At 48.3% G+C, this 24,161-nt stretch carries 22 protein-coding genes; 6 read left to right on the top strand and 16 right to left on the bottom strand.

The window, feature by feature from the left end:
* Positions 1–335: 335 nt before the first annotated feature.
* From BM021_RS01315 to BM021_RS01295, 5 genes are all read right to left on the bottom strand, one after another.
* Positions 336–1,055: a hypothetical protein gene (locus BM021_RS01315; RefSeq protein WP_090717848.1), complete on the bottom strand. Its 720-nt coding sequence runs from the start codon at positions 1,053–1,055 to the stop codon at positions 336–338.
* Positions 1,056–1,184: 129 nt separating this feature from the next.
* Positions 1,185–2,432 carry a glycolate oxidase subunit GlcF gene (gene glcF / locus BM021_RS01310; protein WP_090717845.1) on the bottom strand — a complete coding sequence of 416 codons (1,248 nt, stop codon included), beginning with the start codon at positions 2,430–2,432 and terminating at the stop codon, positions 1,185–1,187.
* Positions 2,433–3,506 carry a glycolate oxidase subunit GlcE gene (glcE, locus tag BM021_RS01305; protein WP_090717840.1) on the bottom strand — a complete coding sequence of 358 codons (1,074 nt, stop codon included), beginning with the start codon at positions 3,504–3,506 and terminating at the stop codon, positions 2,433–2,435.
* Positions 3,507–3,511: 5 nt separating this feature from the next.
* Complete coding sequence (locus BM021_RS01300) at positions 3,512–4,966, bottom strand: FAD-linked oxidase C-terminal domain-containing protein (protein ID WP_090717837.1); 1,455 nt, start codon at positions 4,964–4,966, stop codon at positions 3,512–3,514.
* 4 nt (positions 4,967–4,970) lie between these two features.
* Entirely contained in the window at positions 4,971–5,876 is a 906-nt protein-coding gene (locus BM021_RS01295) for a 2-hydroxy-3-oxopropionate reductase (RefSeq protein ID WP_090717868.1), read from the bottom strand.
* Between the two features lie 182 nt (positions 5,877–6,058).
* On the opposite strand from BM021_RS01295, the gene BM021_RS01290 reads away from it, so the two are divergent.
* Complete coding sequence (locus tag BM021_RS01290) at positions 6,059–7,219, top strand: L,D-transpeptidase family protein (RefSeq protein ID WP_090717834.1); 1,161 nt, start codon at positions 6,059–6,061, stop codon at positions 7,217–7,219.
* Between the two features lie 134 nt (positions 7,220–7,353).
* The gene (locus BM021_RS01285) at positions 7,354–8,325 is read left to right on the top strand and encodes an isoaspartyl peptidase/L-asparaginase family protein (RefSeq protein ID WP_256207715.1); all 972 of its coding nucleotides are present in this window, start codon (positions 7,354–7,356) and stop codon (positions 8,323–8,325) included.
* A 151-nt stretch (positions 8,326–8,476) separates the two neighbouring features.
* On the opposite strand, the gene BM021_RS01280 is transcribed toward BM021_RS01285, so the two are convergent.
* Complete coding sequence (locus BM021_RS01280; RefSeq protein WP_090717829.1) at positions 8,477–8,821, bottom strand: DUF2934 domain-containing protein; 345 nt, start codon at positions 8,819–8,821, stop codon at positions 8,477–8,479.
* Between the two features lie 366 nt (positions 8,822–9,187).
* On the opposite strand from BM021_RS01280, the gene BM021_RS01275 reads away from it, so the two are divergent.
* Together BM021_RS01275 and BM021_RS01270 are read left to right on the top strand one after the other, a co-directional pair.
* A complete protein-coding gene (locus tag BM021_RS01275) occupies positions 9,188–10,006 on the top strand; it encodes a polyphosphate kinase 2 family protein (RefSeq protein WP_090717827.1) in 819 nt (272 codons plus the stop codon).
* A 38-nt stretch (positions 10,007–10,044) separates the two neighbouring features.
* A complete protein-coding gene (locus BM021_RS01270; protein ID WP_090717825.1) occupies positions 10,045–11,562 on the top strand; it encodes a CYTH and CHAD domain-containing protein in 1,518 nt (505 codons plus the stop codon).
* 46 nt (positions 11,563–11,608) lie between these two features.
* Here the strand turns inward: BM021_RS01270 and nudF are convergent, their stop codons facing one another.
* From nudF to BM021_RS01255, 3 genes are all read right to left on the bottom strand, one after another.
* Positions 11,609–12,214 carry an ADP-ribose diphosphatase gene (gene nudF / locus BM021_RS01265; protein ID WP_090717822.1) on the bottom strand — a complete coding sequence of 202 codons (606 nt, stop codon included), beginning with the start codon at positions 12,212–12,214 and terminating at the stop codon, positions 11,609–11,611.
* A 183-nt stretch (positions 12,215–12,397) separates the two neighbouring features.
* On the bottom strand, positions 12,398–12,598 hold the full coding sequence (locus tag BM021_RS01260) for a hypothetical protein (protein WP_090717819.1): 201 nt from the start codon (positions 12,596–12,598) through the stop codon (positions 12,398–12,400).
* Between the two features lie 532 nt (positions 12,599–13,130).
* The gene (locus tag BM021_RS01255) at positions 13,131–13,562 is read right to left on the bottom strand and encodes a glycine zipper family protein (protein WP_090717816.1); all 432 of its coding nucleotides are present in this window, start codon (positions 13,560–13,562) and stop codon (positions 13,131–13,133) included.
* A 252-nt stretch (positions 13,563–13,814) separates the two neighbouring features.
* On the opposite strand from BM021_RS01255, the gene BM021_RS01250 reads away from it, so the two are divergent.
* Both BM021_RS01250 and BM021_RS01245 read left to right on the top strand, forming a co-directional pair.
* Entirely contained in the window at positions 13,815–14,540 is a 726-nt protein-coding gene (locus tag BM021_RS01250; RefSeq protein WP_090717812.1) for a glycosyltransferase, read from the top strand.
* Positions 14,541–14,603: 63 nt separating this feature from the next.
* On the top strand, positions 14,604–15,614 hold the full coding sequence (locus tag BM021_RS01245) for a sodium:calcium antiporter (RefSeq protein ID WP_090717809.1): 1,011 nt from the start codon (positions 14,604–14,606) through the stop codon (positions 15,612–15,614).
* 49 nt (positions 15,615–15,663) lie between these two features.
* On the opposite strand, the gene BM021_RS01240 is transcribed toward BM021_RS01245, so the two are convergent.
* The 7 genes from BM021_RS01240 to BM021_RS01210 all read right to left on the bottom strand — a co-directional run bounded on the left by BM021_RS01240 (position 15,664) and on the right by BM021_RS01210 (position 24,154).
* Complete coding sequence (locus BM021_RS01240; protein WP_090717806.1) at positions 15,664–16,647, bottom strand: GDP-L-fucose synthase; 984 nt, start codon at positions 16,645–16,647, stop codon at positions 15,664–15,666.
* 88 nt (positions 16,648–16,735) lie between these two features.
* Positions 16,736–17,524 carry a WecB/TagA/CpsF family glycosyltransferase gene (locus BM021_RS01235; protein WP_090717803.1) on the bottom strand — a complete coding sequence of 263 codons (789 nt, stop codon included), beginning with the start codon at positions 17,522–17,524 and terminating at the stop codon, positions 16,736–16,738.
* 69 nt (positions 17,525–17,593) lie between these two features.
* A complete protein-coding gene (locus BM021_RS01230) occupies positions 17,594–18,775 on the bottom strand; it encodes an ATP-binding protein (RefSeq protein ID WP_090717799.1) in 1,182 nt (393 codons plus the stop codon).
* Positions 18,776–18,901: 126 nt separating this feature from the next.
* Complete coding sequence (locus BM021_RS01225; protein ID WP_090717795.1) at positions 18,902–20,122, bottom strand: glycosyltransferase family 4 protein; 1,221 nt, start codon at positions 20,120–20,122, stop codon at positions 18,902–18,904.
* A complete protein-coding gene (locus BM021_RS01220; protein WP_090717791.1) occupies positions 20,100–21,398 on the bottom strand; it encodes a glycosyltransferase family 4 protein in 1,299 nt (432 codons plus the stop codon). Before BM021_RS01220 ends, BM021_RS01225 begins: the two co-directional genes overlap by 23 nt.
* Positions 21,395–22,747, bottom strand: a complete 1,353-nt coding sequence (locus tag BM021_RS01215; protein WP_090717787.1) for a phosphotransferase — start codon at positions 22,745–22,747, stop codon at positions 21,395–21,397. Before BM021_RS01215 ends, BM021_RS01220 begins: the two co-directional genes overlap by 4 nt.
* A 3-nt stretch (positions 22,748–22,750) precedes the next feature.
* Positions 22,751–24,154: a hypothetical protein gene (locus tag BM021_RS01210; RefSeq protein WP_143074271.1), complete on the bottom strand. Its 1,404-nt coding sequence runs from the start codon at positions 24,152–24,154 to the stop codon at positions 22,751–22,753.
* Between the last annotated feature and the right edge of the window lie 7 nt (positions 24,155–24,161).

Genomic DNA, 24,161 nt, shown 5'->3' with positions numbered 1-24,161 from the left:
CCGCACCTATAATCAGCCATCTCTTGGCATTCATCTCCTCTCTCCTTCTCCTTTGTTTTTCATAACTTCCCCCTCTTCTTATTGTTCTAATCTCGAAAGTCTAGCCTAGTGTCTATCTCTCTACCCAATCCCCTACACTAACTCAGCCTCTTTCTTGATGTCAAGATCTCTGAATTGAGAAACATCTAGGAAATATTTGTAACTACTCTTCTAATTGACTCAATTAATTGTATTGATTTACCTAACGATAAATGATTAGATCTCAAACTTCAGAGATATAACGCGAAAGGGCTTGATAACCAGATCTTTGTAGTATTAAACACTAAGAATAAGCGCTAAGCCGAAGCTTCGGATATTTTTTTACGACGCATGAAATAAAATGCGGCAGCACCTCCACCAGCAATGACGATCAAGGCAATTTCCATCATGCCTAAACCACCGCCATGACCAGCATGTCCACCGCCCATACCAACGCCTAATGGAATACGCACAACTGTTTTAACATTGCCTGCTTCATCTTTTTTCTCAAGCTGCACCGCATAGTGCCCTTTTTCATCGAGATTAGCTGCGATCACGATAATTCCAGAGTTATGTACTTGCGAAGGCATGTAGACAATGCCAGGTTCAGCAGCACCATGCCCTGCATGTTCGTCATGATTCATTCCCTCATGCCCATCATGATCCATTTCAGTGCTTGCTTGTTTCTGCCCGGCTGCAGCATCATGCTTTCCGCTATGCCCATCGTGCCCTTCTTTTACAAGGCGTACAGCAAGCGGTATTGTGCGAGCTTCATGAGGCAGCTCTATGGTTAAATTCACTTTACCTGTAGCAGGCAGGTTTTCACAATATGAATGCATTGGCGGTATATTACCTTCTGGAACTTCATAAGCGCTGAAGGTTACTGGAAACTCACCGGTTTTAATGGTACACCCACCGGCATCATGATGCCCCTCATGAGCGAGCATTAGCTGCGCATACGATGGCAGTGCTAAAAAAGCCCCTAAAACCGCGCCGCCAAACTTTGTTATCCAACTACTCCTAGAAACTACCTTCATATTTTCTCCAATTTATTTATCTGTAAGCTATTTTATTTATGTATGCTCAGAATTTCGCCGAACAATTTAGCACAGGATTGTATAACAAAAAGTTCAGAATATTAATCTGAAATAAAAATTTTTCACAGTTCAGCTTCTGGTTAATTGATCATCCATCAGCTCAATCCAGTGTTTGACAGATAATGTGCTACCACTCTGCAGATGCATCAGACAACCAATGTTGGCAGTAGCAATCTGATCAGGCTTACCCGATTCCAGGGCAGTCACTTTGTTTCTCAGTAGCTGTTGCGAGAGTTCGGGTTGCAGAATTGAATAAGTACCGGCCGAACCGCAGCACAGATGCGCATCAGGAACGACGGTCAAATCAAAACCCGCAGCAATCAGAATTTTTTCGACCACACCACGAATTTTCATACCATGCTGCAAGGTACAAGGGGAATGAAAAGACAGCTTTGTTTTATCAGTAGCGACATTTCGTTTATTCATCAGCCGCTCAATATTTTCCAGCTCTGCATGAAGGATTTCGCTAATATCTTTAGCGATTGCTGATATTCGTGCCGCCTTCTCGGCATACACTTGATCATGTTGCAGTAAATGACCATATTCTTTAATAGTTACTCCACATCCGCTCGCTGTCACCACAATCGCTTCAATTTCCTTCTGTTCCACCAATGGCCACCAAGCATCAATATTGCGGCGCATATAATCCAATCCTTCCTGCTGAGCGTTTAGATGAAAAGTAACAGCCCCGCAACATCCCGCATTCTTAGCTTTAATTAAAGATATGCCCAGCTTATTCAGTACACTTGCGGTAGCCGCATTAATATTAGGCGCTAAAGCAGGTTGTACACAACCATCAAGCACGAGCATTTTACGTGGGTGATATGATGCAGGCCATGCTTTCGTGTGCTTAGGTTTGAGGGGAATCTTTCTTTTTAAATTATTCGGTAAAAACGGACGCACGATTTGCCCTGCTTTAAGCAATGCACTAAATACCGCTGTATTCGGCAAAATTTTGCGTAATGTGAAGCGCAGAATATTAGACTGAACATTACGCTTTACCTGCTCTTCGACAATACCACGGCCAATATCCACCAATGCGCCATAACGCACGCCTGATGGGCAAGTGGTTTCACAAGCACGGCAGGTCAAACAACGATCCAGATGTAATTGGGTTTTTTGCGTAATCGGCTGCCCCTCCAGCATCTGCTTCATCAGATAAATACGCCCGCGCGGACTATCCAGTTCATCCCCCAAAATCTGATAAGTCGGACAAGTGGCTAGACAAAAACCACAATGCACACAACTGCGCAGAATGGCATCGGCTTCCTGTCCTTGTGGTGAATTTTTTATAAAATCAGCAAGCTTAGTTTGCATTTAAATCTCAGGATAGAGTCGACCGGGATTAAAGATTCCGGATGGATCAAATTTTTCTTTCAGTGCACGATGAATTTTCATCATACCGGGGTCAAGCGGATGAAATACAGGGATATATGACTCATGATTGCGAAATAAAGTTGCGTGACCGCCCGCATCTTTTGCAGTAGTACGGATGGTTTTTGCATTGATGCCTGCGTTCCCAATTAGCCAGCGCAAACTACCACTCCACTCTATCAATTGCAATCCGGATAAAGGCAAACCGGGTGTTGTTGATTTAATGGATAAACGCCACAAGGGCTTGCCGGATTGAAAAAAATCATGCGTCTGTTCGCGCACCGATTGCCAGAACGCTCCACCTTCACCGAGTTCTTCGCCGCCCAGTTTTAGCTGGGCCGCACGTACCGCAGATTCAGCACCAGAGAGTCTGAGAAACAATTCACCACCCGTATAACAAGTTGCGGAAATCGGCAGCGGCTTACCGGCCCACTGATTCATTTTCTCGATAGCCATAGCCTCATTCATTTCCATACACAACGTAATCTCAGCCACTGGTTTTGGCAAGACTTTGAGTGAGACTTCCAGCAACACCCCCAGTGTACCCATGGATCCCACCATCAGTCGTGAAACATCGTAACCGGCGACGTTCTTCATCACCTGCCCACCAAAATGCAAATCCTCGCCTTTTCCATCCAGTAGCCGTACACCCAGCACAAAATCACGTACGCTACCTGCAGCAGCACGGCGCGGACCGGATAAACCTGCAGCAACACAACCACCCAATGTGGCCGCTGCACCAAAATGCGGCGGTTCAAACGCCAGCATTTGCCCGTGCTGATCAAGCGCGGCTTCCAGATCGGCCAAGCATGTACCAGCACGCGCCGTAATGACCAGTTCGGTCGGCTCGTAATCAATAATACCGTTGTACGCCGTTGCATCCAGCCACAGGTTGCTTTGCTCGATGGGTGAACTGCCATAAAAGTATTTAGTCCCGCCGCCACGTATCTGTAGCGGGATTTTGTGCTCAGCCGCTTCACGAATGATGGTTTTGTATTGATCGATAATCGTTTGCATGAGTTTTAAAAACGTGGCAGTTCAGCAAATTTTTCTTCACCCCGGTGTACATGCATAGCGCCCAGCTCTGCGCAGCGATGTAAAGCGGGCACAGCTTTGCCGGGATTCAGTAACCCTACCGGATCAAATGCAGCTTTCACCGCATGGAACATTTCCAGCTCACCTGCTCCGAACTGTTCACACATCTGGTTGATTTTCTCCATTCCCACACCATGCTCGCCGGTGATTGTGCCGCCCGAATGAATACACATTTCTAGTATCTTGCCGCCAAATTCCTCAGTTTTCTCCAACTCACCCGGCTGGTTGGCGTCGTACAGAATCAGTGGATGCAAATTGCCATCTCCGGCATGAAACACATTCATGCAACGCAACCCATATTGCTGCGAAAGTTTTTCAATACCGCGCAATACATCTGCCAGATGCTTGCGCGGAATGGTGCCATCCATGCAGTAATAATCCGGTGAGACTCTGCCCGCTGCAGGAAAAGCCGCTTTACGCCCGGCCCAGAAGCTGAGTCGCTCAGCTTCATTGCGTGAGGTGCTGATTTTGGTCGCGCCACTTTGCTGCATGATGGCATAAATTCGCTGAATCTCATCCGCCACTTCTTCAGTGCTGCCGTCGGACTCACACAATAAAATAGCTTCAGCATCCAGGTCATAGCCGGCGTGTAAAAACTCTTCCACGGCATGAATGGTGATTTTATCCATCATTTCCATACCGGCAGGAATGATACCTGCGCCAATCACATTCGCCACCGCATTGCCCGCTTTTTGCACATCATCAAACGCTGCCATCACCAGTTGCGCCTTTTCGGGTATAGGAATCAGTTTGACGGTGATTTCAGTGACTATACCCAGCATACCTTCACTGCCGGTCATCAGCGCGAGCAAATCATAACCTGCACTATCCAGACTTTCACCACCAATTTCCAGGCATTCGCCTCCAATGGTCAGAACGCGCAACTTGAGAATGTTATGCACCGTCAAACCATACTTCAGGCAATGCACGCCGCCCGAATTTTCCGCAACATTGCCGCCAATTGAGCAAGCAATTTGCGATGACGGATCCGGCGCATAATATAAACCATACGGCCTCACCGCCTCGCTGATCGCCAGATTCCTGACGCCCGGCTGCACGCGCGCTGTACGCGCCAGCGAATCCACTGCAATGATTTGATTTAGTTTAGCAAGTGACAACAGAACACCTTGGGCGTGCGGCAATGCGCCACCCGATAAACCCGTACCCGCACCCCGTGCCACTACCGGTGTTTTCGTGGCATAGCAAAGTTGCAGAATTTTGGCGATTTGTTCTTCATTGCGCGGCAAAACAACTATCATCGGCAGTTGCCGGTAAGCCGACAAACCGTCGCACTCATACGGCTTTAAATCTTCGGTTTCATGCAACACTGCCTCGGCAGGCAAGAACGACCGCAAACTGTTGACGAGTTCTTGAGGCGACATACTATTACTCCGAATGTTTCTGAATTTCGTGATTAGCCAATTTTTCCAGTATCTTCACTAGCGCTGAATTATCCCATTTCGCGCCGCCCTGTGCGAGACATGCAGAAAACAATTCACGAACAGTAGCCGTATTGGGCAGACTCACACCCAAAGCGGAAGCGCTCGCCAATGCAATATTCAAATCCTTCTGATGTAACTCGATACGAAAACCCGGCTCAAAGCGCCGGTTAATCATACGCTCTCCGTGCACTTCCAGCACACGTGAAGCTGCAAAACCGCCCATCAAAGCCTGCCGCACCTTTTCCGGATCAGCGCCTGCCTTGGAAGCAAACAGCAACGCCTCAGCTACCGCTTCGATGGTTGCTGATACGACAATCTGATTGGCAATTTTGCAGATCTGACCGGCACCATTCTCACCCACGTGTGTAACGCTCTTCCCCATCAATTCGAAAATGGGCTTCATCTTGCCAAACACTGCTGTACTTGCACCCACCATAATCGTCAGCGTGGCATTCTGCGCTCCCACATCACCTCCGGAAACCGGTGCATCGACATACTCATGTCCAAGCATATTAATCCGTGCCGCAAATTTACGCGTTTCCAGCGGTGAGATGGAACTCATATCCACGATAATCTTAGGCTGATCGGAATGAGGCTCCAAACTTTCAATAACACCGTCATCACCAAACAACACTTTTTCCACATCCGGCGTATCCGGCAACATGGTGATAATAATCTCCGCACGCTGCGCTACCTCCCTAGGCAAAGCAAAAGCCTTGCCGCCCAGCGCAACCAAATCCGCAGGCACACCACTGCGCGACTGTAAAAATAAACTGTGCCCGCCTCTGATCAAATGTTGCGCCATGGGCTTACCCATAAGCCCTAAGCCGATAAAACCGATATTTGCCATAATTCCATCATTTAAAAAGAATTTATTGAAAGAACTAGCTACTTCATGTTCTCCCTTAATTAGTATAGGGGTATCGAGCATTATTGTGTGGATTTCCTTATCAGTTGTTGAGGAATGAGGGAAAACCCTGTAAATTGATGAGCCATTGATTACCCTGCCGTTTCATAATTATCTTGATTCAAATGAATAAAAACCTTTTATTATCGCTGCGCTATGGTCTGCTGTGCGGTTTATTCGGCAGCCTCTTTCTACTGAGTGGTTGCCAATCGTTTTTATTCCGGCAATCGGCCTTGCCCGTACCGGTTAAATCATTACCCATTCCATTAGCCAGTCATGAATTTAGTTTTAATCCCGCACGCGACGATGTAGTGGGCACGCTGCAAGTCATCACCGCCAACGAAGACGATACACTCTCCGATATCGCCCGGCGCTTCAACTTGGGTTACGAAGAAATCGTAAGTGCTAATCCCCATGTCGATCCCTGGTTACCAGGAGCAGGTACTCAAATTGTAATTCCTACCCAGTTCGTGCTGCCGGATGCACCTCGTCAAGGCATTGTGATCAATCTTTCTGCGATGCGCCTGTTTTATTATCCAAAAACCAAGGTTGGCGAGTTGCAGAAAGTGATCACTCACCCAGTAGGCATCGGGCGTATAGAATGGAAAACACCGGAAGGCACAACCCGGATCACCTCCAAAAAGGCAAACCCTGCCTGGATACCGACACCGTCAATCCGTAAAGAATACGCAAAGAAAGGCGATCCACTGCCAGCCGTTGTACCACCCGGACCGGACAATCCGATGGGCACTCATGTGTTGAAACTCGACTGGCCGAGCTACGCCATTCACGGCACTGATAAACCGCCGAGTATTGGCCTGCGCGGCAGCTATGGGTGTCTGCGCATGTATCCCGAAGACATCGTGTGTATTTACAACGACGTACCGGTCGGTACGCCAGTACGCGTCGTGAATCAGCCCCACCTGCTCGGCTGGCGCGGTAATACACTCTATCTGCAAACCTATCCGATTCTGGAAGACGACAAGCGCAATCACAATCTACTCCTCAAGAAATTGCTGAGTACTGTACGTTCAACATCCAAGGCAAAACTCGCTACCCGGCCGCATGCCAAGATCAATCAAGCCCTGTTCAACGAAGCAATCAGCAATCCGCGCGCCATTGCCACGCCGATCACGCAGCCAAACATGACCTTGCAAGCCTATCTCGACCGCGCCGCTCGTGTGCAAAACACTTTGCCCTTCAATGCCACGTGGGATGGTGATCTGAGTAAACAACTGACAGCAGCTGAGGTATTGGAAATGACGAATAAGGAAGCAGTCGACTAAGTCATGGTTATTGCAATTAAGTGGTAGAAGCACAATAGCTCGGTACTCTCATTACCATCAAGGTCGGCAGTAATTGGCTATATTGCTGAGAACAATACAAACATCATATGACAGATCATTCATCCATCCGACTGGTGATTCACGGGGGTGCCGGCACTATTGAGCGTAGCAAACTGACAGCGGAGCGTGAGCAGGCTTACAGGCAAGTGCTTGCACAGTCCCTGATCGCTGGCTACACGGTCCTTGCAGCAGGCGGCAGTAGCATTGATGCGGTAATTGCAGCGATCGTGGTGATGGAAGATTCCCCCTTGTTCAACGCCGGCAAAGGCTCAGTCTTTAGCAACGCTGGCCGCAATGAGCTGGACGCCTCTATCATGGATGGCTCCATGCGTATGGCAGGCGCTGTTGCCGCAGTCACGACAATCCGTAACCCAATCCGCGCTGCACACGCAGTAATGACGAAAAGCGAGCATGTGATGCTAATGGGTCAAGGCGCCGAAACTTTTGCTGCCGAGCAAGGCTTGGAAATCGTCGATCCTTCCTATTTTTACACGCAATACCGCTGGGATCAATTGCAAAAAGCTATTGCCAACGAACGCGTGCTGCGTGATCACGACGCTGATTCCGACATACCGCTGCCTAGCAACGATGAAAAGCGCGGAACGGTCGGCGCGGTAGCGCTGGATCACTACGGTAACCTCGCCGCCGGCACATCAACTGGCGGGCTCACGAACAAGCGCTTCGGACGCGTGGGGGATTCACCGATCATCGGTGCCGGCACCTATGCGGATAACCGCTCGGTTGCGGTGTCCGCGACCGGCACCGGCGAAATATTCATCCGCGCCGCAGCAGCGTTTAATACAGCCGCACAAGTGCGGCTGCAACGCATATCGATTGCTGAGGCGGCCGATAACACACTAGCGGAAATCGCCGCCATCGGCGGTGATGGCGGCTTGATCGTACTAGATGCAACCGGTAATTTTGCAATGCGTTTCAGCACGAAAGGCATGTTTCGCGGCACCATTGGCGATGATGGCATCGCTTGGACGAGTGTTTTCTCGGAAGCTGAGACGCCGGTTAAACATTTCGCGGTTTCTTTCCCATAACCATAAGCTATCAAACACAGCTTCTGTAATAGGTAAGCGAATATGCGATAGAAAAATTGCGAGCTAGGGCAATACGATAGTTACGAAGTTTTAGCTCTGCATTTCCGGCTCAGGATGCATTCCTGGAGTTGCTCGCTTGCATTTTCCGTCTTCATTCCTTGAATGGCGCTTTTTCTGGCTCCATGCTCTCAACCTGGGGTATGGCTTTTTGCGGATGCTGTCTGATCATCCGCTTCAATTCGTCATCCTTCGCAGGCCCATGCATGCCGCTCTGCTGAACTTCCATCTCTGGCGAAAACTCCTGAGATTCGGGCATTCTGTGCTCAAGCTCTGCTTCGGCCGCAAGCCAATCATCAAGATCATGCCCGGGAATGTAGCCACGCTTCGCGTAGCGGTGATAAGCAGCCTCGCGAATCATCGCCTCACGCTGCTCAGGGGTAGAAGTCACATCGGAATTACTTTTCTGGTTAACGGGTGTACGTGTCTGTTTAGCCATGTTTTATCTCCATCGTTAAAGATGAGTGGCGGGCAAGGAATGAACCAAGCCCGCATGCTAACCACTCGTGGTTGCCTGATCAGTCTGTCAACACTAATTTCGGTACAAGAACTTCTACTTTGGATAAGAACTGAATGTTTTATTCAGTCCTCTACTTTAATAGACTACCAAAATACGCGGGTTAAAGAAATAGTGAATGATGCACATCCCCATGGCTCGGCTTGACCTGTAGTACACCATAAGATGGAATATCTAGCATGTGCTTCTCATAACACTGCGTAAATTGAAGAGTATGATGTTGGGACATGAGATGACCTATACAATAATCCAGAATTAACAGCACAGAATAACAGCACAGAAATCCAAATGAAAAACTACCAAGTAAAACCCGGCAGCAAATTATCCTTGTCCCATTTCAACCCTGGCAACACCGGCGACTATCAGAGAACCGATGAATACAAGGAAAAAGCCAAGGCAGTCACAAAAAAATTGACCAGTCGATTGAGCGAATTGCAAGAGCGTCTGTATGCCAACGGCAACCGTGCCTTGCTGATCGTACTGCAGGGAATGGATACCAGTGGCAAGGACAGCACGATCAAGCATGTGATGTCCGGTGTCAATCCGCAGGGATGCAAAGTGGTGACTTTCAAAACGCCATCAGCGGAAGAGCTTGGTCATGATTTTCTGTGGCGCGTGCATCAGAAAGCGCCAGCCAAGGGTCAGATCGGCATTTTTAACCGCTCGCATTATGAAGATGTGCTGATTACCCGGGTGCATGGATCAATATCGGACAAGTCGGCGCAGCAGCGATTTGATCAGATCAAGGAATTTGAGGAATTATTGTTTGAGAATGGTACAGTCATCCTGAAGTTTTTCCTGCATATATCAAAGGACGAGCAGAAGAAACGGCTGGAAGAGCGCATGAGCAATCCGGAGAAACGGTGGAAGTTCAACGATGCGGATCTGACAGAACGGAAATTATGGGAAAAATATATCGAGGCGTTTGAAACCATGATAGCCGCCACCAGTACTCATCAGGCACCCTGGTATATCGTACCGGCCAACTACAAGTGGTATCGCAATCTGGTCATTGCTGATCATATCGTAAACGCGCTGAAAGGCATGAAACTGAAAACACCATCGGCACCTGCGGGCATCAATTTCGACACGTTGAAAATTGTGTAACCACACGGCAGTAGCGTTGCTTAGACAAGGAAGCTTTCATGGAAATTGAACTGAAACTGGCTTTGCTTCCACGCCATACTGGACGTATCCGGCGGCATCCCCTGTTAAGCGAAATCGCACCGGAACAGCGTCCCCTACTCAGCATTTATTTCGACACACCGAAATTTGATCTGATGCGGCGCGGCATCGCGCTGCGCGTGCGCCGGGTAGATGATCAATGGATTCAAACGCTGAAAGCCGAAACCCAATCAGTCGGCGCGTTGGCCAGTCGTCCGGAATGGGAAATGGCGATCACTGACGGCAGTCACCCGGATTTTTCCGTGCTACCGCACATCGCCCTGGATCTGCTTGACGGAATCAAGCTGAAGCGTATCGCACCAGTATTTACTACCGAGTTTCAACGTATCACTTGGCAGGTAAGTAATCATGCAGCACATGCCGAAGTGGCGCTCGATACAGGAAAAATCTACGCCGGAGAAGCATACCGGGAGATTTGCGAAGTGGAGATCGAACTCAAATCCGGAGCACCGGCGTTTCTATTCGATATCGCAACGCAATTGCTACAGCAAGTGCCGCTGCACATCGAACCTCGCAGCAAAGCAGAACGCGGCTATTTGCTGAGCGGTGCAGCAAAGCCTGCGCCGAGCAAAGCAATACAGCCGGCAATTCATAAGGATCAAACCGCTGCCGAATCCTGGAATGCCATCGTGCAGACTGCATTGGTCCAAACGGTCGCCAATATACCAGGCTTTCTGGAAAATGCGCACGACATCGAATATCTGCATCAGCTTCGCGTTGCATTGCGCCGCTTGCGCACCGGCGTACTGCTGGCGAAATCGTTGAATCAGGCTCCGCCTGATTGGGATCAGTCACTACGCAAGTCAATGCAGGCACTCAATGCCGCACGCGATTGGGATGTTTTTCTGTATGAGACGCTGCCCAAGCTACTCACCACCTTGGAGAAATCAGCGGAAAATACGCCGATTGAAAGTGCAACCCTGAATCAAATGCACGAAGTGGCTGCGCATGCTCGCCACCGGGCACAGGCGTTATTGCTCAAGCCCGCATTTACCCAACTCGTGCTCGATATTGGTTACAGCCTGCTGCCTGCATTCACTGATGCACCCATGCAAAACATCACGCTATGGGCTGAAGCAGTTCTTGAAAAGCGCTGGCATAGCCTGCGCAAACGCTGTCACGGCTTTGCCAGACTTGACCCAGCCAAGCGCCACTTGGCGCGCATTGCCGCCAAGAAAATGCGTTACATAGCGGAAGCCTTTGCACCACTCTACGGAAAACCTGCTCATCACTTCATCACTGCGCTGTCAGACTTGCAAGATGAGCTGGGATATGCCAATGATTTGCGGATCGGCATGCAATTGCTACAAAGATTGTCCAAGCAATCCCCCGCGCTCAGCTTTGAGCTCGGCCGTATCAGCGGTATGCTGGAATTCGAAATTACGCAACATACCGATTTATCCAGTTCCATGTGGGAAGAACTGGCGCAGTCGGAATTGTTCTGGCGTAAGAAAAATCAGGGCAAGAAGGCGAAATGAACCAGAAATGCGCTATGGGTTACCAATCCAATCATTGATTCAGGCATCAGGAAGAAGACCACTGCCTTAGCACGGTATGCCGGTTTAAAGCCAGCCACTGCAATGCAATGATCACGCTGGCTGAGTTTAGTTTGCCTGAATTCAACCATGTCAGCGCCTTTTCCAGTTTGACGACATGCACCTTGATATCTTCACCTTCGTCAATTGCGCCATGCACACCTCCCGCATGCGTCGCATCGACCCGACCGCAAAATAACGCTACACGCTCTGTCGTGCCGCCCGGGCTGACCAGATAGTCATACAGCGGAATAAGATCAGTAATGACACAATCTGCTTCTTCCACGCTTTCTCGCTTCACCACTGCTTCGGCTGTTTCACCAGCTTCAATCATGCCGGCCACAATCTCCAGCAGCCACGGCCCGCCTGGTGCAGCCAGCGCGCCCGCGCGAAATTGTTCAATCAGAACCACTTCATCCCGGATGGGATCATACGGCAAGACAGCCGCTGCATGACCGCGCTCAAATAACTCGCGCATCATCGGCCGGCTCCAGTCACCATTAAATAATCGATGCCGCAAGCGATAACGTTCCAGACGGAAGAAACCTTCAAAACAAATTGTTTTTTCTAGAATCTCCACATCAGCATTCGTCATATTCAGCTCCTCAGAGTCAAGAAAGCTAACCCCTGCGGTCTATCGAACAAGAAACTGTCCGTTGATAATCTAAGGAAACTCTGAATAATTCGCATCTGTCATTCCGAACGCAGTGAGGAATCTTTAACAATCAATGTCATAGATTTCTCGCTTTGTTCAAAATGACACTTGTTCAGAGCTTTCCTAAAACAATCCCTGCGAATCAAAATCGACATCATCATCTTCTTCGCCATCATCAAAATCACTGAATGTCTCAAATTCATCAATGAAACCTGCAAACCGTCCTATCGGAATCTTGCTATTCATGAGCGTGCCATCTTCGTTATTCTCATCAGCAGCAGGATAAATGCCATTCTCATCATCAAAAGAAAGTTCTTTATTCATTCCCATCCCTCCATGCAATATATTTAAAGAGAATCTATTGATATTACGACCTAATTACTCAAGAATTAAAGATTACCTGCAATTTTTCCCGGCAATTCGACAATCGAAGGAAACTCTGAATGATTCGCATCTGTCATTCCGAACGCAGTGAGGAATTTTTAACAATCAATGTTATAGATTTCTCGCCTTGCTCGAGATGACACTTGTTCAGAGCTTTCCTAAATAAAATCATCAACAAGAAAGGGTACGGTTTATCGTTTATTAAACGGCACAACAGGACAATCCGAAGTTATCGATTACTCAAACCATATTTTGATTTATATTAGTGATACTATAGCCCAATCAAGAACAGGCGGATAACAGCATGGACGAAGAAACAAAAATACTATTACGCAACATCGCTCATCATCTCAAATGGGTCATTATTCTATTATTGGGCATACTGGCCTTGTTGGTTACTGAAAGAGCTGGCGGTCTCTAAGCCTGGCTCATGTTGCACTACAGAATTTAAGCGCTACGGCGCCTGCGCGTGTTACTGCCAGCCGGTAACCTCATAGCCCCTCTCTTGCAAGCATCGGGATACGAAATTCACATAAGCTTGACTAGGCTGCGCCGGTCTTGCCGAGTACAGGATCCCTCTAAGCAAACCTATTGCAGCGCCACTTGCAGCGCCTACCAGAGAGCCTTGCCCAGCCGAGCCGTAAATCGCTCCGCCGACAGCACCGCCTGCTGCACCAACGCCCGCTCCCATCGCGGTACTGGTTGCCACATTCCCTACCTTGCCATGCCCTTCCTTAGCACCCGATGATTCTGCCAGTTGCTTGCAAGATTCGATATCCTGCTCTGCCACTTCTTTTCCTACGGATTGAAAATACGTATTCGGATATAAGATAGGTTTTGTGCTGGAACAAGCAGATAATCCGCCCGCGATCAAGCCAGTAATCAATAACGTGAGTAATTTCATGATATTCTCTCTTTTCATCAATGTTTCTGACTGAAGCAGTATAACCGAATAAGAATGCAGTGTTCTGCAAGAACATAAATGGCTGATTTTGCGTTGCGAAATACGAAGCGGCTGGGATAGAATTTTTCTGCATCTAATCAGCAACCAGCAGCATGGCTATTTTGCTTGATTATTATTGCGTATGATGTTGTTTCTCACTTTTATCCAGTTTTACGGGATAATATTCTTACCTAAAATCTATATTGTTTGCATATGCATCTTTCCATTATTGTCCCCGCCTTTAATGAAGAGCGCTTGATCACGCACTGTCTGGATTCCATTGCTGAGTCATTGGCTGCTAATCAGAAACCGGGGTTTACTGCCGAAGTCATCGTTGTTGACAATAATTCAACGGATAAAACAGCAAAGCTGGCCAAGCGGGCCGGCGCAAAAGTCGTGTTCGAACCGATTAATCAGATCGGCCGCGCGCGCAATGCTGGGGCGGCAGTGGCGACAGGTGACTGGCTATTGTTTGTGGATGCAGATAGCTTACTCAATCCCGGTATGGTAGCTGACATTCTGAAAATGATTGAAACCCGCAAATACGTAGGTTGCGGCAGCGTCATGCATATGCCGAATTTGCCGTGGTGGGGAGCAGCCGTCATGCATTTATGGACAATTACTTCAGTTTTGTGTCGCTGGGCATCTGGTGCATTGGTTGTGTGCCGCGCCGATGCCTTCCGTGAAGTAGGTGGATTCAATCAGGATCTGTTTGCGGCGGATGAAATTGATTTAAGCCGCTTGCTGAAAAAATGGGGGCGCAAGCACGGCCTGAAATTCACCATTCTAACTCGCCATCCTTTGGTTACCTCACCCCGTAAAGTGCAGCTCTATACCGGCCGGGAACTCGCCAGTCAAATGTTAAACGTTTTTCTCAGCCCACGCCGCGCCCTGCAGGATAAGAAAAAATTACCCATTTGGTACGATGGGAGGCGATAATGCAAGTAACCACTACATCAATCCAATGCTGCTGTTGCCAGCGTCAGAAATACAAATTACATAATGAATGCCTTACTGATCTGGTTTGAATTCGGCACTTGTGCCGTGTTGATTGGCTTTGCTGGTGCCAAGCTATGCCGCTACGCCGATGTCATTGCAGACAAGACCGGCCTGTCTGGTAGCTGGATCGGGCTTATTTTGCTGGCCACTGTCACTTCACTGCCAGAGTTGGCCACGGGCGTCAGCGCACTGACATTAGCAAATGTACCTAATATTGCAGTCGGCAGCATACTGGGCAGTTGTGTATTTAATCTGGTCATTCTGGTGATACTGGATTTCCTGGTACGTGGCGAACCCATGTACCGTTGCGCCAGCCCAAGTCATATTCTGTCCGCAGGATTTGGTGTGATACTGATCGGTTTCGTAGGTTTGAATGTGCTACTGGCGGATAAAGCGACTCTCAACATTGCTCACATAGGAGCTTATACCCCCGCCATCATATTGTTCTATATCGTTGCCATGCGGGCAATATTTGTCCATGAACGCGCGCAGATAAAGGAGTTTGCTGAGCAAGTGGCAGACCGCTATCCGGAAATAACTAAGAATCAGGCATATATATACTATATGCTGTCCGCCATCGCTGTTATTGCTGTCGGCATATATTTACCGTTTGTAGGTACACGGCTGGCTGAAGTGATGGGGTGGCACAATACTTTTGTAGGTACGCTGTTTATTGCTGCGACCACTTCGTTTCCTGAACTGGCTGTAAGCATTGCCGCATTCCGTATCGGTGCGCTGGATATGGCCATTGCCAATCTACTAGGCAGCAATCTGTTTAATATTTTTATTCTGGCTTTTCAAGATATAATTTTTTTCACCGGTCCACTACTGACACATACCTCATCACTGCACGCTTTTTCCGCCATGTCTGCTGTCATCATGAGCGGAATCGTCATCGTTGGCCTGGTTTATCGACCCCAAACCCGCTTGTTCATCAATGTCGGCTGGATTAGCCTCGGCCTGTTCACGCTCTATCTGCTCAACACTTATGTGTTTTATTTACATGGAGAGTAAATAACATTTCGCACTACAAATCTTTTCTGCGCTATAGCAATATCGAAATTTATACTGATCGCACCATCGATGCCTGTTGGTACCAACGATACGTATTTTCCAAACCTTCACGAAGACCTATCTTTGCGGACCATCCCATATTCTTCAACCGCGACACATCCATCAGTTTCCGAGGTGTGCCATCAGGCTTGCTCGAATCAAACACAATCTTCCCGGAAAAATCCGTTATTTTCGCAATTAACTCAGCAAGTTCAGCAATCGATACTTCCTGCCCTGTACCTACATTAATATGCGACAGCATCGGCAACGTATTCGCCTCATAGATTGCCTGCGGCAAATTTAGTACGAAAAGCGCTGCCTCGGCCATGTCATCCACATGCAGAAATTCACGGTAAGGCTTACCACTACCCCAGATCACAACTTCCGATGCATCTGCCGCCACAGCTTCATGAAAACGTCGCATCAAGGCTGGTACCACGTGACTGTTTTCTGGATGAAAATTATCGTTCGGTCCATATAAATTGGTTGGCATTACACTTCGGTAATCGACGCCATGCGACGCCCCGTACTGTCTATTATAACTTTCGCATAGCTTGATGCCGGCAATCTTTGCGATTGCATACGGCTCATTAGTCGGCTCCAACGTTCCTGTCAGCAAACTATCCTCACGCATCGGCTGTGGCGCAAACTTGGGATAAATACATGAACTGCCCAGAAACAGCAAACGTTTCACACCCGCCGCCCAGGCCTGATGCACCACATTGCATTCCATCATCATGTTGTGGTAAATAAATTCGGCAGGATAAGTGTTATTGGCGTGTATCCCTCCCACTTTTGCCGCTGCCAATATCACCACATCTGGCCGTGCATCTGAAAAGAAACTTTTGACGCAAGCTTGATCGGTTAGATCCAATTCAGCGTGCGTGCGGATAATCAATTCGATTGCTTCGCCTTCCTCTTGCTTTGCCTGCAAACTGCGAACAATTGCCGAGCCCACCATTCCCCTATGTCCTGCCACATAAATTTTTGTCATTAATCTACCTTTTAAAAGAATTTAAAAGTACAGAGGCTGCATCAACAATCCTCACAACCTGTATGCGATCATTTAATTCAGAATTCTTCTATCGTTGCACTATACCCAGCCTTTGCCGTAACACATGCAAAACAAAGATCGGCGCCGACACAAACATTCTTCGCCAAAGCCGCCGCGGTTGCTGAATCAGTCTGGGTAACCATTCCAAACCTATACGCTGAAAGAACGGATGCGAACGTTTCACCTGGCCGGTATAAAAATCAAATACTGCTCCAATCGCGCCTGCAAACTTCACATTCAATCGTGTGCGATTCTCGTAAATCCACTTCTCCTGTTTGGGTGCTGTCATACCTACCCATAATACATCCGGTGCAGCGTCATTGATCGCTGTCACCATCGCATCTAATTCTTCCTTGGAATAGACCGGCTTGAAAGGTGGTGAATACGTTCCTGCTAATCGAATATTTGGATAATCCACCACCATACGCGCTCGAATGGCAGCCAGCGTTTCATCCGTTGAGCCCAGAAAAAACACGCTATAGCCATTTGTCCGATTCAATTCCTCGAGCACCCCTTGAAAAATATCGCTTCCAGTTACTCGTTCACGAATATGACCATTTAGCAATTTCGAGGCAAAAACTACACCGGCCCCATCAGGAATAAGCCAATCAGCAGCGTGCAGCGCTCGCGAGAACACAACATCATTCAGGGCAACCGCATACGAATGCGGATTTATACAAGCAAGCCAGCGGCAATTTTCATCTTTTTTTCTTACTTGTTTCCTGTTTTTTATCCATGACACGATATCCGTCACACATGCTCGCACGCTCTGGGCGCCCACCTTATATCCTGCTATGTTCTCAACTGGCCCAATCATTGTGCATCTCTCTTCTTTGTTGACCTACTTCCATTGACGATTCACTAATTGTCATTTACATCCGGCAAGTCATCTTATCGGCAACCACTGCTCCGCAGCCAAGCAAGAAGCAGGAACTGCCGTCACGCCTTCCGACATTGGCCAAGGTTCGCCGGTACCGTAACACATCACATACAAGTGATCCAACTTTAACGTTTCTTTTGAAGAACGCATTGAGGCGGTGACTTTTGGTGACCTGGTTAACTTAATTTCAAAACCCAAGCGTCGGCCATCCTGAAGAATCAGCAAATCCAACTCAGCCCCTGCATGCACGCTCCAAAAAAAAACCTCACCCTGTTTTGCATCAGTGCGACGGATAACTTCGTGCAGAATAAATCCCTCCCACGAAGCACCACATTTTGGATGCGCCAACAGAGCATCCTGATCACTGATACTCAGCAAGCTATGCAGCAAACCCGTATCCGCCACATAAACCTTAGGAGATTTTATTTCCCGTTTGCCCACGTTCGCATGCCAAGGCATCAGCCTGTAAGTCATGAACGTGCCTTCCAAAATATCCAAATAACGTGACACCGTTTTATCGCTCACCCCCAGTGACCGCGCTAACTCACTCCCATTCCATGTTTGCCCGTGATAATGCGCCAGCATCGTCCAAAATCGGCGCAGCGTCAACGCGGGAAGATTGATACCCAATTGCGGCAAATCACGTTCAAGATACGTGCGGATAAACGCATCACGCCATTCACGACTAAGCTGCGCATTGTCAGCCAATAAGGCGCGCGGAAAACCACCGCGCAGCCAACGCGTATCCAACCAGTCAGAAGAAGAAATTCCTTGCGCAATCTCATGCAGCGCCAACCCATCCAGCTCATGAAAAACTACTCTTCCAGCCAAACTCTCGGCAGTGTGTTTGAGTAACTCGGGAGCCGCACTCCCCAGAATCAAGAATCGTGCAGGCGCATGGGGTCGATCAGCCAACACTCTCAGCAATGAAAAAATATCCGGGCGTAGCTGAATCTCGTCTAGCACCACCAACCCTTTAAGCTCACGCAAAACAAAAGCTGGGTCTGCAAGCCGTGCCTGATCATCCGGATCTTCCAAATCGAAATACCGCTTGGGCCCATCCCAACCATCTTCTAATTGACGGGCAAGCGTTGTTTTGCCCACCTGCCGGGCACCCAAAACAGCAACGATAGGAAAATTCGCAAGCTGTTGTTTAAGCAACTCAAGATGATGAATTCGTAAAATCATAACAGCATTATATTTGAAAATTCGGAGTATTAATCCGATTTTTCATTTAAATCTGCTGATATTTTGATCCAAATTTTGACCTCACGGGGGTTGGCCAGCCGACTCCATTCCCTTACTTCCTCCGAATTAAACTTGTATGCTGCCTTTCCTTGATGAGAGAGCTTCCATCGCCTGCTGATAAATCGTCATTAGCATGCGGTAATTTACCTCCTCGTTATACAATGTTTCATAAGAACGACGTGCGCCCACTGCCAGCTGATCCAGTTCTCCAGCCTTTTCCCATGTAGTACGTACTACACTCAGTAGTGATTGTGGGTTACCTGGCGCGAAGGTCACGCCATTTTCTCCTTGTCGCACGATTGAGGGTAATGGACCAATACTTGACACTGCTGTTGGCGTACCAAAAGCAAAAGCTTCTCGAATCACCATGGGGAAGCCTTCAAAGCATTCAGAAGGCAGCACCAGTAGGCGAGCACGGGCAATTTCCTTTTGCGCCGCATCACCTGTCAGCTGACCAAGAAAACGAATCGGCACTTCAGGTACAGTTGCAGCTAACTGCTCGAGTTCTGCACGCAACTCGCCATTACCTACGATACGCAATTCCGGCGCCGCCGCACCCCACATCAACCACGCTTGTACCAGCACCAGCACACCCTTTTCAGCCGTCAAGCGCCCCGCAAAAACCACGCTCTGCCGACGATTTGCCCAAGGCACAACGATTGGATTGCCGGGATAAAAGTTCGGCTTGACGTGTACTCGATCAGCGGGTAATCCGGCTTCAATCATTTTTTCACGTTGAAAATCAGTCAGCGCGATAAAAGCATCGACCTGCTTTGTCCAGATACCTAAGTATCGATGCAAAGTTACATTAGCAGCCAATGGTAATGTGGCCAGACGGCTGCCCCGATAACAGCCATGGCGCAAAGCAGGTAGGACAGAATGACGGTCCATACAATCAGTACAGACCTTACCGTTTCGCATCGGAATCGCTGCAGGACAGAACAGGCGGTAGTTATGCAATGTCAGCACACGTGCCGCACGCTGTCCAATGGCGTGAAATATAGCGGGTGAAAGTAATGGAAAAGTGTTATGCACATGCACCACTTCAGGGCGGCAGGTCTCAACGGTTTGCCGGATCATCTTAGCGGCAAAAGGATTCCATGGTGTCGAGCATGCCCCCTGAACCGCACCCCATGCACCCTTAGCACGAATGGTGTCACTGTGACGAAGAAATTCGCTCACCTCATGACCCCGCTGCCGCAGTAAATTACCTTCCGCTTCAAAAACTTGATTTTCACCAGAAGGTGCAGAAGAACCATAATAATTATGCGCGAGCAGCACTTTCATGATTCATCTGTCTAGAAAGTGGAGGGTCTCCTACCTTGGCTCGGTAAATTTGATCAACTAATCGCGCTTTCTCTTCCCAGGAAAAATGGCGCGCCCGTTGCAATGCACCGCGTGCTAATTCTTGTCGCTTGCCCTCATCTTGCGCCAATTGCTCTATTGCTCGTGCGATTGCTACAACCACTTCGCTCGGCGTAGTTACCGGAATTTTTACTCCGCAAGTCTCATCCACCACTTCAGCAAAACCACAATGATCAAGGCATACTATGGGCAAACCCAAGGCAAGCGCCTCCACGGTTACACTCGAAGTCAAATCGCGTAAGCTGGTAATCAGCATTCCATGTGCATTTTGCATTACATCTAGCGCTTGCTCTCTCGGCATCCAACCATAAAAATAACATCGTGCGCTGACACCCAGCTTATGAGCATATTTTTTCCATGCCGAAGTCTGTTGACCCGTACCCAAAATGTGCAATTCCCAATTCACATTAACCGATACACGGCTGAGCGCCAGCAATGCAATATTCAATGCTTTGCCTGGAGTATGGGATCCAGTCCAAACCAAACGCAAAGGCTCACCCGACATCCGCTCGCGAATCTGCAGCAATGGCTCACGAGGCAAACCTACTTCAGTCACTACTGTGCTAGCACAACCCCAGTATTTAACTGCGCCATCTCGATTCTCTGGCGTTGCCGTAATCAACCCATTAGCAAAGCCGGATGCAGCACTACTGGCAGCTTGCCGGGGACGTTCGAGGAAGTGCGTGTGTAGCCAGTTTAAAAGATTATAGCCCAGATAGTAGCATGCCCCATACATACCCATCACCGGAAGAAATTTCCATGGAAACAACCCCATACCCCCAATCGGTCCCCAAACAAAAGGAATGCCTAGTTTCCACAAATATCCGGGTTCGCGAAAGCCGACCATGGTCAACTGATGCGTTAAATCGAACCTCACTCTCGTGTGCAATTGCTGCGCCAAGCGGTAAGCATCCTGGTGCCAGCGGCGGTAATACCAATAATACGAAGGCGGCCACAATTTACGTAACCAGCGATTACGCAGTTTTTGTATAAAGTAAAATCGCACATGCTTCCCCAGTTCGGGATTCTCATTTAGATATTGCTCAATATCAGCGCGAAATTTCTCTTCTTCGACGATTACCCATAGATCATGGAATTTTGCTAATTCTGAAACAAAGCCCCAACCCACACCCGGTTCAGACCCCTTATAAGGACTGCATGCATAGGCGGAAATGAGTATCCTTAAACGCTCAGTCATGGCCAGCTTCTCGCTATCAACACGAGCATCTTCTCGTATAGGTCACCTTGATGCAATCGGCTTAGAAGCCAAAGCGCCAAATATATTTCCACTTCCGTTTCGTCGATATTCACAGCGACTGCTATCTTCCCAGACATTTGCAAGGTCGCAGTCAGTACTGCCTGCGCATTTGCATTGTGTTGCACCAGTAGTGCCGGAGCAGTAACATAATAAAATGCATCTCCAAAGGTTAAATCCCGTTGCTTACTCGCTTCCCAGTCAAAAACAAATAATCCCTGCTCTGTCCAGGCACAGTTCCACGGCGCAAAATCTCCATGGCAGCGATGCATTGAGATTAATGCACCAGATTCAGCGAGCTGTTGTAATTGAATACACAATTTACGATAGGCTACGACAGTCTCTTCATGCAATTCCTCACTGACAATCGCAGGTAATGTTGGCATTAAATCTGCAAGTGGTACTCTCACAGCACTCAACTGCGATAGCTCGGCAAGAAACGCAACCACGGCCTCGTTCATCCGTTGCCGGTTGACTAATTTACGAGGCTGATATTCTAGATAAAGGGTTAAAGTGCTATTGGATTCTATCGTTTCATATAATTTGGGAACGCGAGCTGCAAGAGAAGACTTGCTTAGTATATGCAAAGCATCAGCTTCATTTTTAAGAGAAGCATGTGCTCTTGATGTTGCAGCTACCTTGAGAATTGCAGTAGGTGACGATGACCCCAACGGCAAAACCACTGTCTTTCGGTTATCATCAGGCGTGCCAAGGTACAGAGCATAATCCATAACCTGCTTGTCATAACGTGCGCAACCTGTTGCTTGCACCGCATCTTTGGCGATGTCGGTGGATTCCCGTGATGCAATCAGTAAAACACGGCTGCGCAGCAACGCAAAATTCCCCACACTGGCCAGTACGCCTGCCAAGCACAGACCCAGCCGCGCAATCAAGCGACCGGGACGATGCAAACCTAAGGCTGTTACTGCCATCTGCGAGGTGGTTAGCGGTATTACTACACGCGGAACTCCCGCCGGTAACAATCCATATTCCCTCAATTGCGGAAAAGCTACTTTCAGTCTCTTACGCCAATGCCAGCCTTGTGTTCTGTTGGCTATCACACAAACCAAATGGGCAGCATCGATTTCCGCATCCGAAGGACCAGAGTGCTCGGGACAATGAGTGCCATTCACCAGTAGTATTTCAGGGTAACGAGCATCTTCCTTGCATTGCATAGCCTCTCGCCAGAACAGTTCTTCCTCGGCTACAAATCCAAACAATCGGATATCACGACCTGCCTGTAGGGGTAACAGCCAGCGCCAGCCAAACCGAAAATCCAGTGTTGTATCCATTATTTATAGATTCTTCCTAGCCTTGGCCCGCAAAAACTCACACAGAGATTGCAATATTCGATCTCGCGTCTCCTCAATACTGCTGTCCGTGGAAATCAGCACCGCACGTGGTTCACGGCTTGCAAAATCCCGCAGCGCATCGACCTGTCGCCGGGTTTCTTCCAGCGGCAATTCCTGCTTCCGCGCCACGATCACCTCAGGGTTGCCGTGCAGGCAAATAATAAGATCCGGCTTGGGTGCAAGCGCAGCAAACCACCCCGCCACCCGGCTCGATAGGCCAATACGAAAGCGGCGCGGGTCTAGCGCCATGTCGTATGCATAGCGATCAAAAATTACCACAGTAGGCTGCTTGGCAATTTTCGGGCGCGTCCATAACCAGTAGCCGATAAGGTAATCAAGAGTCAGGTAGGCCAAGCGGAATAAGGAGCCCAATTTGCCGGATGGCTTTGAACCATGGGGCTCCAGCACCGGGCCGGTATGTACGTGCTGCTTCCCTTTCAAACGGGCCAATGGCGGCAGTAAGGTGGGGCGCAAATGCTGTACAACCACCGCATTATGTGTCGCTGCATTCAGGGCAGACAAAATTGCATTGATCACAGTGGATTTTCCGGCACCGTCTACACCCAAAATAGCAATAACAGTACCAGATGGCCTAACAAATCGACTCAATCTAAAGAACTCATGCCCAAATCTTCTATATGTGAACAAGAATGGGTTTCGAATAAATGCCAGAGCCAGCATGGAATAACGAAACTTCATGATCCTTGATGCAGTTTCGAAAGGAGGTTTGCCATCCAGCACACCCGAAAGCAAATTACGGCCACACGCACCCAAAGGAAAAAATATCTCATCAAACAAATTCGGTCTTTGATTGACAAGGAATGCGGCACTCTCCTGATACTGTGGTTTGTCTTTTCTAAAGTCATTGTGAACAAGAATTTCTTTAATGTAGCCAATTGTATTTCCGATTTCATGAGGAACAATCGCGATGTTATTATGTAATTCCAAGTGCCGCGAGAGAGCTTCCTGGTTAACTAAGGGAACTGCGCTCTTGAATGCAATACTACTGTAAAATTCGACACAAACTCCCCACCATTGTCCATCAAGACAACCTAAAACATAGGCTTCAAAGAAATTCCAAGTCTGAACCACCCCTATAATCTCACCATTTACACGCTGCACAACATCAATTAATAGATTCTTAGCTGCCTTAACATCAACGGGGTTTACAAATATATCCAAATCACTACCACCTGTGCTGTAGGGCAGCGGTTCGTGATTGCGCATAACGGCGTAATGAATACCAGTCTTGTTCAATCCAGAGAATAAATCCTGAAGAAATTTTCCTTCTCCAACTTGAAATTTATTTGATTCATCAGTGCCTAGAGCCGCATACTGTCTATTCATTTCACTA

Origin of the sequence: Nitrosomonas sp. Nm166 (assembly GCF_900112825.1) — a bacterium.
Lineage (GTDB): Bacteria > Pseudomonadota > Gammaproteobacteria > Burkholderiales > Nitrosomonadaceae > Nitrosomonas.
This window is presented reverse-complemented; position numbering and strand designations above follow the sequence as displayed.

What these genes read in the sequence shown, in the direction of transcription:
- BM021_RS01315 (WP_090717848.1), bottom strand. Translation starts at nt 1,055, where the DNA reads ATGAAGGTAGTTTCTAGGAGTAGTTGGATAACAAAGTTTGGCGGCGCG.
- glcF (WP_090717845.1), bottom strand. Translation starts at nt 2,432, where the DNA reads ATGCAAACTAAGCTTGCTGATTTTATAAAAAATTCACCACAAGGACAG.
- glcE (WP_090717840.1), bottom strand. Translation starts at nt 3,506, where the DNA reads ATGCAAACGATTATCGATCAATACAAAACCATCATTCGTGAAGCGGCT.
- BM021_RS01300 (WP_090717837.1), bottom strand. Translation starts at nt 4,966, where the DNA reads ATGTCGCCTCAAGAACTCGTCAACAGTTTGCGGTCGTTCTTGCCTGCC.
- BM021_RS01295 (WP_090717868.1), bottom strand. Translation starts at nt 5,876, where the DNA reads ATGGCAAATATCGGTTTTATCGGCTTAGGGCTTATGGGTAAGCCCATG.
- BM021_RS01290 (WP_090717834.1), top strand. Translation starts at nt 6,059, where the DNA reads ATGAATAAAAACCTTTTATTATCGCTGCGCTATGGTCTGCTGTGCGGT.
- BM021_RS01280 (WP_090717829.1), bottom strand. Translation starts at nt 8,821, where the DNA reads ATGGCTAAACAGACACGTACACCCGTTAACCAGAAAAGTAATTCCGAT.
- BM021_RS01275 (WP_090717827.1), top strand. Translation starts at nt 9,188, where the DNA reads ATGAAAAACTACCAAGTAAAACCCGGCAGCAAATTATCCTTGTCCCAT.
- BM021_RS01270 (WP_090717825.1), top strand. Translation starts at nt 10,045, where the DNA reads ATGGAAATTGAACTGAAACTGGCTTTGCTTCCACGCCATACTGGACGT.
- nudF (WP_090717822.1), bottom strand. Translation starts at nt 12,214, where the DNA reads ATGACGAATGCTGATGTGGAGATTCTAGAAAAAACAATTTGTTTTGAA.
- BM021_RS01260 (WP_090717819.1), bottom strand. Translation starts at nt 12,598, where the DNA reads ATGAATAAAGAACTTTCTTTTGATGATGAGAATGGCATTTATCCTGCT.
- BM021_RS01255 (WP_090717816.1), bottom strand. Translation starts at nt 13,562, where the DNA reads ATGAAATTACTCACGTTATTGATTACTGGCTTGATCGCGGGCGGATTA.
- BM021_RS01250 (WP_090717812.1), top strand. Translation starts at nt 13,815, where the DNA reads ATGCATCTTTCCATTATTGTCCCCGCCTTTAATGAAGAGCGCTTGATC.
- BM021_RS01245 (WP_090717809.1), top strand. Translation starts at nt 14,604, where the DNA reads ATGAATGCCTTACTGATCTGGTTTGAATTCGGCACTTGTGCCGTGTTG.
- BM021_RS01240 (WP_090717806.1), bottom strand. Translation starts at nt 16,647, where the DNA reads ATGACAAAAATTTATGTGGCAGGACATAGGGGAATGGTGGGCTCGGCA.
- BM021_RS01235 (WP_090717803.1), bottom strand. Translation starts at nt 17,524, where the DNA reads ATGATTGGGCCAGTTGAGAACATAGCAGGATATAAGGTGGGCGCCCAG.
- BM021_RS01230 (WP_090717799.1), bottom strand. Translation starts at nt 18,775, where the DNA reads ATGATTTTACGAATTCATCATCTTGAGTTGCTTAAACAACAGCTTGCG.
- BM021_RS01225 (WP_090717795.1), bottom strand. Translation starts at nt 20,122, where the DNA reads ATGAAAGTGCTGCTCGCGCATAATTATTATGGTTCTTCTGCACCTTCT.
- BM021_RS01220 (WP_090717791.1), bottom strand. Translation starts at nt 21,398, where the DNA reads ATGACTGAGCGTTTAAGGATACTCATTTCCGCCTATGCATGCAGTCCT.
- BM021_RS01215 (WP_090717787.1), bottom strand. Translation starts at nt 22,747, where the DNA reads ATGGATACAACACTGGATTTTCGGTTTGGCTGGCGCTGGCTGTTACCC.
- BM021_RS01210 (WP_143074271.1), bottom strand. Translation starts at nt 24,154, where the DNA reads ATGAATAGACAGTATGCGGCTCTAGGCACTGATGAATCAAATAAATTT.